The following is a 15,393-nucleotide window of genomic DNA, read 5'->3' on the forward strand; positions in this document are numbered from 1 at the left end:
TCCCATGAACGCTTTCAGCCCTGCGCAGTTCCGCGCACAGTTTCCGGCCCTGGCCGATGCCGGTATTTATCTGGATAGCGCCGCCACCGCCCTTAAGCCCCAGGCGGTGATTGAGGCCACGCAGCAGTTCTACAGCCTGAGCGCCGGGAACGTGCATCGCAGCCAGTTTGCCGAAGCGCAGCGGTTAACCGCGCGCTATGAAGCGGCACGCGATCAGGTCGCTCGCCTGATCAATGCCGAAAGCGGGAAAAACATCGTCTGGACACGCGGCACGACCGAGGCCATCAACATGGTGGCCCAGTGCTACGCGCGCCCGCTGCTTCAGCCGGGCGATGAGATCGTCGTCAGCGAGGCGGAACATCACGCCAACCTGGTGCCGTGGCTGATGGTGGCCGAGCAGACGGGCGCACGCGTGGTGAAGCTTCCGCTGGGGGCAAACCTTCTGCCAAATGTGGCCCGCCTCCCCGAGCTGATTACCTCCCGCAGCCGCATTCTGGCGCTCGGACAGATGTCGAACGTCACGGGAGGTTGCCCGGATCTGGCTCAGGCCATTCGCATAGCCCATGCCAGCGGGATGGTGGTGATGGTCGACGGCGCTCAGGGCGTGGTGCACTTCCCCGCCGACGTGCAGGCGCTGGATATCGACTTCTATGCCTTCTCAGCACATAAACTTTATGGGCCAACCGGTATTGGGGCGCTGTACGGCAAGCCAGAACTGCTGGCAAAAATGACGCCGTGGCTTGGTGGCGGCAAAATGATTACCGAAGTGTCGTTCGAGGGCTTCAAAACGCAGGACGTCCCCTATCGTCTGGAAGCCGGTACGCCGAACGTGGCGGGGGTGATTGGCTTAAGCGCGGCGCTGGAGTGGCTGGCTGAAATCGACATTGTTCAGGCTGAAAGCTGGAGCCGGGGGCTGGCGACGCTGGCAGAGGAAGAACTCAAAAAGCGCCCGGGCTTCCGCTCGTTCCGCGTTCAGGACTCAAGCCTGCTCGCCTTTGATTTTGCGGGCGTACATCACAGCGACATGGTGACGCTGCTGGCCGGGTATGGCATTGCCCTGCGTGCCGGACAGCACTGCGCCCAGCCGCTGCTGGCGGCGCTTGGCGTTAACGGTACGCTGCGCGCCTCGTTTGCGCCGTATAATACCCAAAGCGATGTCGACGCGCTGGTTGCCGCCGTTGACCGTGCCCTTGAAATACTGGTGGATTAATGACTAGCGCTGCTTTAGCCGGACATCCGTTTGGCACCGTCATCACAGAAGAGACCTTGAAACAGACCTTCGCCCCGCTCCAGCAGTGGGAAGATAAATATCGACAGCTGATCCTGCTGGGTAAACAGCTCCCTGCCCTTTCAGACGATCTCAAAGCGCAGGCGAAAGAGATTGCGGGCTGTGAGAACCGAGTCTGGCTGGGCGTGAGCGTCTCCGGCGAAAAGCTGCACTTCTTCGGCGACAGCGAGGGCCGGATTGTCCGGGGCCTGCTGGCCGTATTGTTGACCGCTGTTGAAGGAAAAAGCGCGGCGGAACTGCTGGCCCATTCGCCGCTGGCATTATTTGATGAGCTGGGACTGCGCGCGCAGCTCAGCGCCTCGCGCGGTCAGGGGCTGATCGCGCTAAGCGAAGCCGTGCAGGACGCCGCACGCCAGGCTCAGGCCTGACGCTCCGCTTTCGCCATCATCTTCTTCAGGGCGTGTGACACCGCCACAAAGCCAAAGGAAGCGGTCACCATCGTGGCCGCGCCAAAGCCTGAGGCGCAATCCATTCTCTTTGGGCCTTCCGCCGTGCTTTTCATCGCGCACACGGAGCCGTCCGCCTGCGGGTAGACCAGCGCTTCGGTCGAGAACACGCAGTCAACGCCCAGCTTGCCTTTGCTGTTCTTCACCACGTTAAAGTCGCTCTTCAGGCGCTCACGCAGCTTAGCCGCCAGCGGATCCTGAATGGTTTTCGCCAGATCGGCTACCTGGATCTGCGTAGGGTCGATTTGCCCGCCCGCGCCGCCCGTCGTCACCAGGGGAACCTTGTAACGACGACAGTAGGCGATCAGCGCCGCTTTTGGCCGCACGCTGTCGATGGCGTCAATCACATAGCTGTAGCCTTTGCTCATATACTCCGCGACGTTATCTGCCGTCACAAAGTCGTCGATCACCGTAACCTGACATTCCGGGTTGATCAGGCGGATACGCTCCGCCATGACCTCAGACTTCGCCAGACCGACGTTATCGAGCAGGGCGTGGATTTGACGGTTGGTGTTGGTGACGCAAACGTCATCCATGTCAATCAGGGTGATTGCGCCAATACCGGTTCTTGCCAGCGCTTCTGCCGCCCACGACCCCACACCACCAATGCCCACGACGCAGACATGCGCATCCGCAAACAGCTGCAGGGCTTTTTCACCATATAAACGTGCCGTCCCGCCAAAACGCTGGCGCCAGGCGTCGCTGATTACCACAGACATAAAACCTCAGATGTAAAAAGGGTGAGGTTATCCTCACCCTGAACAGTAATCCGTATTGCGCTCAGAATACCACAATCAGCCGCTGAATACGTTTCCGGCACCTGGCGCCGCCTTCAGTACCCACACGCGTCCGTAGTGATTATACCAGCCCGCGCGATGACCTGCGTCAGGGCCAATACCCTGATAGATGTCGAAGTGCTGGCCTTTAATCGCCCCGCCGACGTCCAGCGCCACCATCAGACGCAGCTCATACTGGCCGTTGAACTTGCCGTTGTTGTCCAGCAGCGGGACCTCAGCAAGCAGCGTGGTGCCTGCAGGAATAATCGAACGATCGGATGCTACCGACGCGCGGCCAATCAGCGGAACTGCGCTCGCCCCTTTCACCGGCGCGAAGTTTTGCGGTTTAAAGAAGACGAACGACGGGTTCTGCTCAAGCAGCTCGCGCACCTCGGCTTCGCTGTGCTTCTCGCCCCACTCGCGGATCGCCTGCATCGACATATCTTCTTTCTTCACTTCGCCGCGGTCGATCAGCACCTTGCCGATACTGCGATAGGCATGGCCGTTTTTACCGGAATAGCTGAAGAAGTTAAGTGGCGAACCGTCGCCAAAATCAATGTAGCCGCTGCCCTGAACGTCCATGATGAAGTTATCCATCAGGGAGTTGCTGTAGGCCAGAACGTAGTTTTCGCTCAGCGCACCGGCGTAGATCTCGGCGCGCGACGGGAGGCGACCGCGTTTTGGCGGCATACGGTAGATAGGATACTGGAACTCGCCCTGACGCGAGTGTCGTGCCTGGATAACTGGGGTGTAATAGCCGGTAAACTGGACGTTGCCGTAGTTATCGGCCCCTTCCATCTGCCAGGCGTCGATACCAAACTGGCGCATATTGCGCGTATCGCCGCCTGCTTTCAGCCAGTCCTGGACCGCGTTATATACGCTACTCTGGGCGCCATACAGACGCGGCGACGCGTTGCGGATCTGGTAGACCTGCTCGGAGAAATCACCGGCATTAATCGGTGCGCCGACAGCATCAGGCTGATTAACTAAAGAGAAAGGCTGGGATAACTTCCCGTCTTTATACTGTTGACCGCGATCGGTCGGTTTGGAAGAACAGGCCGCAAGAATCGCTACCATTGCGCCCGTCATCAGATACTTCGCCCAACGTCCTTTCATTATATCTCGTCTTTAAGTTGCCCATTTCCGCGTGATGAAGATAACAAACCGCCAGGGCTAATGAAATGCGATCGCATGCCCTTTGGCAAATTTTGCGCAAAAAATAGTCCAAACAACGCCATGTCGTTCAATTTACATACAAAATCATGATAAATGTGAAAAAGGGGTTGCATCACAAGTCTATCCGAGTATAGTGCGCATCCACGGACGCGGGGTGGAGCAGCCTGGTAGCTCGTCGGGCTCATAACCCGAAGGTCGTCGGTTCAAATCCGGCCCCCGCAACCAATTAAAATTTGATGAAGTATCTTCTACGACCAGTAGAAAGACGGACGCGGGGTGGAGCAGCCTGGTAGCTCGTCGGGCTCATAACCCGAAGGTCGTCGGTTCAAATCCGGCCCCCGCAACCAATCAAATTTGAAGAAGTAAGTTTCTACAAGAGTAGAAAGACGGACGCGGGGTGGAGCAGCCTGGTAGCTCGTCGGGCTCATAACCCGAAGGTCGTCGGTTCAAATCCGGCCCCCGCAACCAACACTTCTAAAACAATAAACACCCTGAAGGGTGTTTTTTTGTATCTGTCGTTTGTGAATTTGCCGGGCGTGTACCCGGCTGAAAGCGTTATCCGCGCCGCGCCAGCGTCGCCCCGTCAGAGAAATACGCACGGATCCCTGCCAGAATCGACTCTGCAACCTCCTGCTGGAATTTTGCCGTCTTGAGCTTACGCTCCTCTTCCACGTTACTGATAAACGCGGTTTCAACCAGGATGGACGGAATATCCGGCGCCTTGAGTACCGCAAATCCGGCCTGTTCAACGCTGTTCTTATGCAGCTTATTGATGTTCCCCAGCTTGCCCAGCACCGCTTTACCAAACTTCAGGCTGTCGTTAATGGTCAGCGACTGCACCATATCGAACATGGTGTGGTCGACGTAGCGATCGCCGCTTTTGCTTACGCCACCAATCAGGTCCGAGGCGTTCTGGGTGTCCGCAAGGTATCTCGCGGCGGTACTGGTCGCGCCTTTGGTTGAGAGCGCGAACACGGACGAACCGCTTGGCTGGCGGCTGGTAAACGCATCCGCATGGATCGACACGAACAAATCTGCGCGCTGCTTCTGTGCTTTCGCCACCCGGACCTTCAGCGGAATAAAGATATCTTCATTGCGCGTCATATAGGCGCGCATATTGCCTTCTTTATCAATCAACGCCTTCAGGCGACGGGCAATTTGCAGCACCACGTCTTTTTCACGCGTACGGTATTTTCCCACCGCGCCGGAGTCTTCGCCGCCGTGGCCAGGATCGAGCATGATCACAATCGGACGATCGCGCCCTGCTTTCCCCGGCTGCGGACCACTTTGCGCGGGCGGCACCTGACGCTGAAGATCGCCTTTGTTGTAATCCTCCAGCAGGGCGAGAAGCGGATCCTGAATATCCGTCGCATTGGCCGGGTAGAGATCCATGACCAGTCGCTCTTTAAACGTCGCGACGGGCGCCAGGGCGAACAGCTGCGGCTTCACGTTCTGCTTAAGCTCAAACACCATGCGCACGGTTTGCGGATCGAACTGCCCGACGCGCGCCGATTTAATAAACGGATCGTCGCCGCGGATCTGCGCCGCCATCCCTTTCAGCACGGAGTTGAGGTTAACGCCTTCGAGATCCACCACCACGCGTTCCGGGTTGCTGAGGGCAAATTGCTTATATTTCAGCACGCGATTGGATTCGACCGTCACGCGCGTATAGGTCGACGATGGCCAGACGCGCACCGCTACCACCTGACTGGTTGCGGCAAGACCGACCTGACTGACGCTAAGCAACCACATTGCCCCGGCCCCTTTTAACAAACGGCGGCGGCTTATTGCTGAATTGGATCCCGACATGCTTCTCCCGAGCAAGAACACTGACTGATATACAAAATGTCCAGATTGACCGAAAACTTTAACGAATGACGCATAAACTGTCATCTATAAAAGGGTAAACAATCATACGCTAACGCACGGATTACTTACCAAATTCTGTGGGTCGTGGAAAATTTGCGCTTGCACACGCGGTCACAATCGAATAAAAATACATAAATTACGAATAAACATTCATTAAGGGTTGTGCCATGGTGAAGGAACGTAGAACCGAACTGGTCCAGGGATTCCGCCATTCTGTTCCCTATATCAACGCCCATCGGGGAAAAACGTTTGTCATCATGCTTGGCGGCGAAGCCATTGAGCATGAAAATTTTTCCAGCATCGTCAATGACATTGGCCTGCTGCACAGCCTCGGGATCCGCCTGGTGGTGGTTTATGGCGCCCGTCCGCAGATCGACGCCAACCTGGCCGCTCATCACCACGAGCCGATTTACCACAAACATACCCGCGTCACGGATGCCAAAACCCTTGAGCTGGTGAAACAGGCGGCAGGTCTGCTGCAGCTGGATATTACCGCTCGCCTGTCCATGAGCCTGAACAACACGCCGCTGCAGGGCGCGCATATCAACGTCGTGAGCGGCAACTTTATCATTGCCCAGCCGCTCGGCGTGGACGATGGCGTGGATTACTGCCACAGCGGTCGCATTCGTCGTATTGATGAAGAAGCTATTCACCGCCAGCTGGACAGCGGAGCCATCGTCCTGATGGGCCCGGTCGCCGTTTCCGTGACTGGCGAAAGCTTTAACCTGACGTCCGAGGAGATTGCCACGCAGCTGGCAATCAAGCTGAAGGCGGAAAAAATGATTGGGTTCTGCTCCTCCCAGGGCGTCGTGAACGATGAGGGAACGATCGTGCCGGAACTCTTCCCGAACGAAGCCCAGGCTCGCGTGGAAGCGCTGGAAGCTGAAGGCGATTATCACTCCGGCACCGTCCGGTTCCTGCGTGGCGCCGTGAAGGCCTGCCGCAGCGGCGTGCGCCGCAGCCACCTTATCAGCTATCAGGAAGACGGGGCCCTGCTGCAGGAGCTGTTCTCCCGCGACGGTATTGGTACACAGATTGTGATGGAGAGTGCGGAGCAGATCCGCCGCGCCACCATCAACGACATCGGCGGCATTCTGGAGCTGATCCGCCCGCTGGAACAGCAGGGTATCCTGGTGCGTCGTTCACGCGAGCAGCTGGAGATGGAGATCGACAAATTCACCATTATTCAGCGCGATAACCTGACCATCGCCTGCGCCGCGCTCTATCCGTTCCCGGAAGAGAAGATCGGTGAAATGGCCTGCGTGGCGGTGCATCCTGATTACCGTAGCTCTTCACGCGGTGAAATGCTGCTTGAGCGCGTGGCGGCACAGGCGCGCCAGATGGGGCTGAGCAAGCTGTTCGTCCTGACGACGCGCAGCATTCACTGGTTCCAGGAGCGCGGCTTCACGCCGGTGGATATTGATTCCCTGCCGGAAACAAAGAAAGAAATGTACAACTATCAGCGTCGTTCAAAAGTGCTGATGGCGGACCTTGGATGATACTACGCCCTCACCGTCCGGCGAGGGCTTTCGTTCAGAGGGACTCAAATATCGCGCTCAGCCCGCTTCGGCGTTCCGTACGGGTGGCGATCGCCTGCACCAGCACCCGTTCATCGGCATAAAGCGACAGGCGCTGACGCGCGCGCGTAATGGCGGTATAGATCAGTTCGCGGGTAATAACGGGTGAAAGCTGCGTAGGCAGGATCAGCGCCGCATGGTTAAATTCGGAGCCCTGGGATTTATGCACCGTCATCGCCCAGGCGGTTTCATGCTCGGGCAAACGGCTCGGCTGGAAGGACTTCACGCTCCCGTCCGGCATCTGGAACCAGACGCGTAGTCCCTGACCGCAGTCGAGCGCAATCCCGATATCCCCGTTAAACAACCCCAGCGCGCTGTCGTTACGGGAGATCATCACCGGTCGCCCTTCATACCAGCGCGAATGCGGGGTACGGTTAATTTTGCGTTTTTGCGCCAGCAGCTGTTCCAGCCTGTCGTTGAGACCCCGGACGCCAAAGGGGCCTTCCCTCAGCGCACAGAGCAGCTGGTATTCGCCAAACGCGGCAATGATCTGCTCAGGCGCACTTTGCTTTTGTACGCTTGTCAGAAAGTGCTGATACCCCTGCAGAGCGTCGTCCAGCATCGCCTGATACTCTTCCCCGTTTTGCAGCGATTTTTTCTCAATATCCGTAAAGGTTCCGGCAAACACCGCTGAGGTGGCGTGTCTGTCTCCCCGGTTTACGGCCGCCGCAAGCTGGCCGATTCCGGAATCGCTGCCGAAACGGTAGCTTTTCTGCAGCAGACACAGGCTGTCGCGCAGCGCGCCTGCAAGAGAGTGGCTTTCAGAGGTGAGCGTACATCCGGTAAGACGGGCTAACTCCTGAGCGCGTTCAGCGGTATATCCCAGGCTGGCATAGGTGCAAATATCGCCCAGCACTGCCCCCGCCTCTACGGAGGCAAGCTGGTCACGATCGCCGAGGAAAATGACGCGCGCGTGCGGCGGTAGCGCATCAATCAAACGCGACATCATCGTCAGATCAATCATTGAGGCTTCATCCACCACCAGCACATCCAGGTGCAGCGGGTTACCGGCATGGTAGCGCAGACGCTGGCTGCCAGGCTGTGCGCCAAGCAAACGGTGCAGCGTGCTGGCTTCATTGGGAAAAAGCGCAAGCTGCTCCCCGGTAAGCGGCAGCTTTTGCAGCGCGCCGCCTAACGACTCCGTAAGACGCGCAGCGGCTTTACCGGTTGGGGCCGCCAGGCGAATACGGCACTTTTGCTCCCCCGATAACTGAATCAGCGCGGCGAGCAGTTTTGCCACGGTGGTCGTTTTCCCGGTGCCCGGACCGCCAGAAATGACCGAGATCCGACGCGTTAACGCCACGGCAGCTGCCACTTTCTGCCAGTCTGTCGCATCGTCAGATATAAACAGCGTATCCAGCGTTTGCCGGAGCTGCGTTTCATCGCAGGGAAGCGGCGCGTTGCTCTCGCTGAAGAAGCGCGCCACCGTCAGTTCGTTACGCCACAGCCGGTTAAGATACAAACGTTCGCCGACAAGGATCATCGGCGTCCCGGTATCGGCTCCGCTTACGGCAGGCGAGCCGAGTAATATCTCCTGCCAGTCAACGGCGTCACCGAGCTGCGCGAAACACGCCTGTAAAGCTGGCGGCATTTTCTCATCCACCGCCAGACGCGACAGCGGCAGGCACACGTGCCCTTCCCCCGCGTCTTTGCTAAGAATGGCTGCGGCAAGCATGACGGCAGGCTCCTCACCTGCCACCATCATGGCAAACTGCACGTCCAGGTGGCGCAGTAATCGTTGTTCAACCGCGTCCAGCAGTAGCGCCTGCATCGTCATGCCACCTCCTCCGTGCTCGCAGCAAACAGGTTATCCATTTTTTCAATCAGTTCCTCAGCCGGACGCGTGCTAAAGATGCCGGAACGCGGGTCGTTAGCATCCACGCCGCGCAGGAACAGGTAAATCACGCCGCCAAAATGCGCTTCGTAACGGTAATTGGCCATGCGATGGCGCAGGTAACGGTGCAGCGCCAGGGTGTAAAGCTGGTACTGCAGATCGTAGCGATGCAGTTGCATTGCCGACGCCATCGCCTGTTGGGTATAGGCTTCGCTGCTGTCACCGAGCCAGTTCGATTTGTAATCCAGCAGGTAGTAGCGTCCTTCGTGGCGGAAAACCAGGTCGATAAAGCCTTTGAGCATCCCCTGCACCTGGCGGAAATTCAGCGGCGGGCATCCGACAGATAGCGGATCGTACTCGCGGATCAGCGCATCAAGCGCCTCGGCCCTGAGCGGGCTGGCGATGGGGAGATAAAACTCCATCTCCACCTGCTTATCTTTGGCGGTCAACTGATTCAGCGAAATACCCTGCGTCGTGAGCGGCGCGTGCAGAACCGCGCGGATCCAGTCGGTGAGAACCGGCTGCCACTGTGCGTCGTAACCACCGCTCTGTAACATCTTCAGCACCCACTCTTCGGAAACCGGCTGGGTGAAATCCAGCTCTTCAAACAGGCTGTGCAAAAACGTGCCCGGAGAAGCGCCGCGAGGGAACTGGTGCGGCGTCAACACAGGCTCAGCCGGCACGCTACCGGCGCCTGCGGCATCCACGTCCAGTTTTGGCATCAGATCCTGCGCAATACTCTGCCCGTGCTGCTGTAAGCCGGAGTAGCTGGTAACGCGCCAGTCGTCGGCAATGGTACGTACCACCTGACGGGCATGGAGATCTGACTCGTGCGGATCCGGCATGTGCCAGCGGCTGTTATCGGGCAGCGATGGAATATGCAGGGCAACATGCTCAGTGCAAAGCGATTCGATGCACTGGCGCAGGCCCGCCGCGTCTTTGGGCTCACCCTGTTGAATAAGCCGCCCCAGCGCGCTCAGATGAAAATCGCTCTCCCCGGTCTTTTCGCCACGGCGACGGAACAGCGGCGCAACGCCCAGGCTGCAGTGCCATACCGAACGGGTCAGCGCCACGTAAAGCAGGCGCAGGTCTTCCGCCAGACGCTCGGCTTCGGCCAGCTCAACGCTGGACTCCGCGTTGCTGAGATCGAGCACCGCCTCGAATGACTCGCGATCGTGGTAAAAAGCCTGATCCTGCACGCGGTAATTGGCGATAAACGGCAGCCAGACCAGCGGATATTCCAGGCCTTTCGACTTGTGAATGGTGACGATCTGCACCAGATGTTTATCACTCTCGAGGCGCATCTGCTGGCTGGATGAATTGCTGTTCGGATCGGCAATCTGCTGCGCCAGCCAGCGCACCAGGGCGTGCTCGCTCTCCAGCTGCGTACCCGCTTCCTGCAAGAGTTCGCTGATGTGCAAAATATCGGTCAAACGGCGCTCGCCGCCTGCGGTAGCCAGCATATTCTCCGCAATGTGGCGCTGTGCCATGAGCTCGCGCACCATCGCCATAACTCCACGCTTCTGCCATTTTTCGCGGTAGCGCACAAACTCCTCTACCACAGCATCCCACGCGGCTTCGTCATTGTTGAGCGCATCTATATCCCGCGCGTTCAGTCCGAGCATCGCGCTGGCTAATGCGCTACGCAATGTACTTTCCCGCTCCGGGGCCAGCACGGCCTGGAGCAGCCATAACATCTCTTGCGCCTCAAGCGTTTCAAAGACGCTGTCACGGTTCGATAGATAGACGGAGGGAATATTCAGTAACGTCAGGGCGTCTCGGATTAATGCGGCCTCCTGACGGCTGCGCACCAGCACCGTAATATCCGATGCCTTTACCGGGGTGGGGTTATCCCCCTTCCACAGCAGCGCCTCGCCCCTCGCCCCGGCACTGAGCCAGTCACGGATTTGCGCAGCACAGTGCTGGGCCATGGCATTTTGATAGTCGGCAACGCCGCAGCCTTCCCCATTCAGCAGCCAGAAGTTCATGGCAGGCTGCGTCACGCCGTTAAACTCGAAGCGCAGCGAGGCATTTTTCGGGGCAAATTTTACCGGCTGAAACGGGATCTCCCGGAACATAAACGCCATATCCATGCGGCTAAAGAGCGCGTTGACGCTCTCCACCATGCCTGGAGAGGATCGCCAGTTAGTATCGAGCGTGTAGTGCGCGTCAACCTCGCTGCGGGCTTTCATATAGGTGAAAATATCCGCCCCGCGGAAGGCGTAAATGGCCTGTTTCGGATCGCCGATTAACAGTAGCGCGGTGCCGGGCTGCTGGCGCCAGATACGGCGGAAAATGCGGTACTGCTGAGGGTCGGTGTCCTGAAATTCGTCTATCATCGCAACCGGGAAGCGGGTGCGAATCGCGGCGGCAAGCGCTTCGCCGTTTTCACTGCACAGCGCCGCATCAAGGCGGCTCAGCATATCGTCGAAACCCAGTTCACCCCGGCGGCGTTTCTCGCGCGCCACGGCTTCGCGAATTTCGGTCATGGCGCGAGCGATCATCAGATCGTTGAGCGTAAGGTTATCCGCCAGCAGGGTTTCTATTGCCACAAACAGGGTATGCTCAGGCACAATGCCGTCGGCTTTGGTCCGCTCAGCCAGGAAACGCTGGGAGAATTTCTCCAGCGCGTCCGGGAGCTGATAGCCCCGCGTCTCTTCTTGCGCCCAGACGCTGATCTTGTCGATCCATTTCCCCTGATTGCCGCGGTTGAACTTGCGACGATCGATGCCGGAATTTTCGATGATGGCGTCAATCTCACCGACTGACTCCATCCATTTTTGCTTGATATCCGCAATTTTCGCGATAATTTTTTCATGCCGCGAGGCCAGGGTTTCATCTGCCGGCGGCGGGGATTTGATTACCGGCGCTTCGCCCTGCAGATAACGATCGATCGCGCGCAGCAGCGCTTCCGGGCCTTTCCAGAGCGCGTGTACCGCTTCGGCAATATCACGCTGTAAGGGATAGCAGTGGCGACGCCAGAAATCCGCGCAGGCCTGATAGCGAAGCACGGATTCATCTTCAATGAGCTGCTGTTCGAACAGCATTCCGGACTCGAACGCATTCAGGCTCAGCATGCGCTGACAAAAACCGTGAATGGTAAAGACGGACGCTTCGTCCATCTGCCGTTCAGCGAGCAGCAGCCACTGGGCTGCCTGCTGCTTATCGGCAATCTCTTCCAGAAGGCTGGCGTAGAGAGGGTTATCCGTGCTCTGACGCAGACAGGCGATGCGCAGCTCGTGGATATTGGTACGAATACGGCCCCGCAGCTCCGCGGTAGCGGCCTCGGTGAAGGTGACCACCAGCAGCTCTTCCACGCTCAAAGGGCGTGGAAAAGCTGCGTTGCCGCCAAGCCCTAACAGCAGGCGCAGATAGAGGGCGGCAATGGTGAAGGTTTTTCCCGTTCCCGCTGAGGCTTCAATCAATCGTTCACCCTGCAGAGGTAAACGTAAGGGATCAAGGGACTCAGCGGTATCGGTCATTCTTTCTTACTCCAGGGCATAGATTGCTGCAGCGCGCTGACGCTATTCCAGACTTTCCAGCCTTTCGGGTTCACGTACTCCGTTTTCCCGTTCTGGCTACCGGAAACCTGAGACAGGATGGTGATTCCCTGCGGCTTAATGACCGCCTGATGGAAGAAGTCGGCAACCCTCTGCGGCGTCAGCTGTTTTATCTCGGCCACTACTTTATCACGCGAATCAAATTTCAGATTACCGCGATCGAAATCTTTGCTCAGCTGAGAGGCTTCTTCACCCAGCGTCTGCGGCGGCTGCATCACCTGCGCGATGACGGCCTGCTGGATCTGAGCAAACTCTTCCGGCTTCATGGCACGCAGTTTTGCTTCCACCTGCGGGAAGAAGGCCTGGTAACGCTGCCAGAGATACGCCGGTTGTTTATCACTGCTTTGCAGCAGGAAACCCAGCCCCCACTGACGACCGACGTTCATGGAGAAGGCAAATACCGCGTAGCCAAGCTGCTCCTCGGTGCGTAACTGGTTATAGAACCACGGCTGAATAATCTGTCCCAGCACGGCACTCTGCGCCGAGCTGGCGAATTCATCATAGCCCGTTGGCACAAATACCGCGGCCAGCGCGGAGTCCGTGCTGTTACCCGCCTTTTCAAAAATCACATTTTGCTTTTTCTCAACCAGCACGTCCTGGTTGCGGCACCATTCGTCACCTTTAGAGCCGAGCTGAGTGCGAACATTCTGCGCCAGGGTTTTAGCCTGCTCCTCACTCATGTTGCCGATAATCAGGAACTCCGGACGCGTGTTGGTTTTCAGCGCGTCACGGTACGCCAGCACGTCTTTTAAGGAGATGGAAGGCAGCAGCGCGCGGCGCTCCTCTCGCTGGAAATAAGGAACCTGCGACAGCATTTGCGCCGGCATAAGCGCAAGATCGTAGGCCTTGCCCTTCTCGGCAGAATCCATCATCTGGGCATACCAGGATTTAGCCTGCTCAAGCTGCTCTTCCGTCGGCGTGTAGCTGAAGTAGCCCTCCAGCAAGGCCTGGAACAGCTGAGGCAAGCGCTGGGTATAGCCGTTTGCATTAAGCATCAAACCGTTATTGGCGTTGGTGGAGAAGCTGATCCCGCCCACGGCGGCCTGGTTGCTGAGCTGATCGAGAGCGATACCGGCGAGATAGTCATTGAGTGCGAACATCACCTGATTTTTGGCGCTGTTCATTGCTTTCGGGTTACGCAGCACCACGCTGACATCGGCTTTTGGCTCACTGGCAAAATAGCGGCTTGGGGTATACACAACGCGCAGCGTTGGCTCATCAATGATGAGTTCTGGATGCGGATAATCTTTCGTCGTTTTGATAAGCGAAAAATCATCCGGAATATAGGGGTTCAGCTCCGGCAGCTTCAACGCAATCTCCCCGGCCTTCTTCTGCCAGTCGGCGAAGGTCTGGGCGCTGACTTTATCCACCTGATAAGGGGCATCGACAAAGTACGCCGTCTTGTTATGCGGTTCGTTCGGGCTGATGTACCAGATGCGGGCATTCTCCGGCGTCATCATCGCCAGGCGGGCTTTTACCGCCCCGGCATCATACTGGTCGGCAATATTTACCGCGTCGAGGGTATGTTCCACCGGCACGCGGATCATGGTATCCGCCAGCCACTCCACATAGTCCATGTCGCGGGTTATGGATGGGTAGCGGAAGTCGAGATCCAGCACGTGCGCGAGTTCATCAAAATAGCGCTTATCGACGCCTCTCTCGCGCAGCAAAGCGAGGTAGCTAAAGATAGCCGCCACGACTTCATCGCGGTTGGCCAGCCCTTTGTCGGTCAGGGTGGCGGAGATCGCCAGTACGCCGCTATTACCGTTCACTACCGGATCGGAATCGGCGCGAATACCTTCCGCCAGCCCCTGCTTTTGCAGCCAGTCAGACAGCGTACCCAGGCTACGGTTACCTATCAGGTAGGTCACCAGCTCATCGGTTTTACTGCGAAACTGAGCCGTGTTGTTATCAATGCGGAATTCGACGCGCAGCACTTTGCGCGGCATGGCAGGAACGTAGTGGATCACGATACCTTTTTGCGCGTCCGTGACCACCGGAACGGTTATTTGCGGCAGGTCGATATTTTTATTCGGCACCCGGCCAAACGTTTTGGCCGCCATGTCTGCCAGCTCAGGCAAAGGTTTATTGCTGTAGATGACCGCTTTCATCAGGTTGGCGGAGTAGTATTTATCGCGAAACGCGTGCAGGGCATCCAGCACCGGGCTATTCGGTTTGTCGCTCAAGGTTTCGAGGTTACCGCCGGAGAAGCGCGAACCCGGGTGCGCCGGGTTGATGGTCTCGGCGCTGACCTGCGCCATGCGCATACCGTCTCGCGTGCGGGCCATGGTCAGCTCGGCATTCACCGCATTGCGTTCACGATCGGCGTATTTTTTATCCAGCAACGGCGCGGCGATGGAATCAGCCAGACGGTCGACTGCCCCTTCCAGCGCATCATTTTCGACTTCGAGATAAAAGGCCGTGCGGTACGGTGCCGTACTGGCATTGTGGCTACCGCCATGCATCTTGAGAAATTCGGACAGGCTATCTGGCTGTGGGTATTTTTTTGACCCCATCAGCGTCATATGTTCCAGATAGTGTGCAAGTCCAGGATGAGCGTCAGGATCTTCCAGCGACCCAACCGGCACCACTAATGCCGACAGGGATTTCACCGCCTGCGGGTCGGAAACCAGCAGCACGGTCATGCCGTTATCAAGACGAATAGCCTGATATTGACGGGTATCTTTTTCGCTCTTACGGATAGTTTCCTGAACGGGTTGCCAACCGTAGTCTGCGTGAGTGACGGGCGCCCAAAGGGCAATAAACAAAACAAACGCTTTAAACAAGGTGCTGCCTGGCATTACGACCTCTTTATCACGGCTACATCATTAACAAACTGCGTGCTGGACACGCCAACATCTCTTTCT

General features: G+C 57.6%; 9 protein-coding genes and 3 tRNA genes. 6 read left to right on the forward strand and 6 right to left on the reverse strand.

Annotated elements, in window-relative coordinates:
- Positions 1-4: 4 nt before the first annotated feature.
- Together csdA and csdE are read left to right on the forward strand one after the other, a co-directional pair.
- Positions 5-1,210 carry a cysteine desulfurase CsdA gene (gene csdA / locus LRM19_RS14870; RefSeq protein ID WP_271369234.1) on the forward strand — a complete coding sequence of 402 codons (1,206 nt, stop codon included), beginning with the start codon at positions 5-7 and terminating at the stop codon, positions 1,208-1,210.
- Positions 1,210-1,656 (forward strand): cysteine desulfurase sulfur acceptor subunit CsdE, encoded by a 447-nt coding sequence (gene csdE / locus LRM19_RS14875; protein WP_115876194.1) that lies wholly within the window; start codon positions 1,210-1,212, stop codon positions 1,654-1,656. The genes csdA and csdE overlap by 1 nt, the downstream gene beginning before the upstream one ends.
- Here the strand turns inward: csdE and tcdA are convergent.
- Both tcdA and mltA read right to left on the reverse strand, forming a co-directional pair.
- On the reverse strand, positions 1,647-2,453 hold the full coding sequence (gene tcdA, locus LRM19_RS14880; protein ID WP_271369235.1) for a tRNA cyclic N6-threonylcarbamoyladenosine(37) synthase TcdA: 807 nt from the start codon (positions 2,451-2,453) through the stop codon (positions 1,647-1,649). The genes csdE and tcdA overlap by 10 nt on opposite strands.
- 75 nt (positions 2,454-2,528) lie before the next feature.
- Complete coding sequence (gene mltA / locus LRM19_RS14885) at positions 2,529-3,626, reverse strand: murein transglycosylase A (RefSeq protein WP_111965423.1); 1,098 nt, start codon at positions 3,624-3,626, stop codon at positions 2,529-2,531.
- Between the two features lie 208 nt (positions 3,627-3,834).
- On the opposite strand from mltA, the gene LRM19_RS14890 reads away from it, so the two are divergent.
- The 3 genes from LRM19_RS14890 to LRM19_RS14900 all read left to right on the forward strand — a co-directional run bounded on the left by LRM19_RS14890 (position 3,835) and on the right by LRM19_RS14900 (position 4,154).
- Positions 3,835-3,911: transfer RNA gene (locus tag LRM19_RS14890), tRNA-Met, on the forward strand.
- Positions 3,912-3,956: 45 nt separating this feature from the next.
- A tRNA-Met gene (locus LRM19_RS14895) sits at positions 3,957-4,033 on the forward strand.
- A 44-nt stretch (positions 4,034-4,077) separates the two neighbouring features.
- Positions 4,078-4,154: transfer RNA gene (locus tag LRM19_RS14900), tRNA-Met, on the forward strand.
- A gap of 87 nt (positions 4,155-4,241) precedes the next feature.
- Here the strand turns inward: LRM19_RS14900 and amiC are convergent.
- On the reverse strand, positions 4,242-5,495 hold the full coding sequence (amiC, locus tag LRM19_RS14905) for an N-acetylmuramoyl-L-alanine amidase AmiC (RefSeq protein ID WP_023309036.1): 1,254 nt from the start codon (positions 5,493-5,495) through the stop codon (positions 4,242-4,244).
- 227 nt (positions 5,496-5,722) lie between these two features.
- Here amiC and argA point away from each other — a divergent pair, with 227 nt between their 5' ends.
- Positions 5,723-7,054, forward strand: coding sequence for an amino-acid N-acetyltransferase (gene argA, locus LRM19_RS14910; RefSeq protein ID WP_008499655.1), 1,332 nt, complete (start codon positions 5,723-5,725; stop codon positions 7,052-7,054).
- Between the two features lie 34 nt (positions 7,055-7,088).
- Here the strand turns inward: argA and recD are convergent, their stop codons facing one another.
- Genes recD through ptrA form a run of 3 tightly spaced genes read right to left on the reverse strand, consistent with a single transcriptional unit; the run spans position 7,089 to position 15,327 of the window.
- Entirely contained in the window at positions 7,089-8,909 is a 1,821-nt protein-coding gene (gene recD, locus LRM19_RS14915; protein WP_271369236.1) for an exodeoxyribonuclease V subunit alpha, read from the reverse strand.
- Entirely contained in the window at positions 8,906-12,448 is a 3,543-nt protein-coding gene (gene recB / locus LRM19_RS14920; protein ID WP_271369237.1) for an exodeoxyribonuclease V subunit beta, read from the reverse strand. Before recB ends, recD begins: the two co-directional genes overlap by 4 nt.
- Positions 12,445-15,327 carry a pitrilysin gene (ptrA, locus tag LRM19_RS14925; protein ID WP_271369238.1) on the reverse strand — a complete coding sequence of 961 codons (2,883 nt, stop codon included), beginning with the start codon at positions 15,325-15,327 and terminating at the stop codon, positions 12,445-12,447. The genes recB and ptrA overlap by 4 nt, the downstream gene beginning before the upstream one ends.
- Positions 15,328-15,393: the final 66 nt, after the last annotated feature.

Origin of the sequence: Enterobacter sp. PI-10, assembly GCF_027947695.1 — a bacterium.
Classification (GTDB): Bacteria; Pseudomonadota; Gammaproteobacteria; order Enterobacterales; family Enterobacteriaceae; genus Enterobacter; species Enterobacter vonholyi.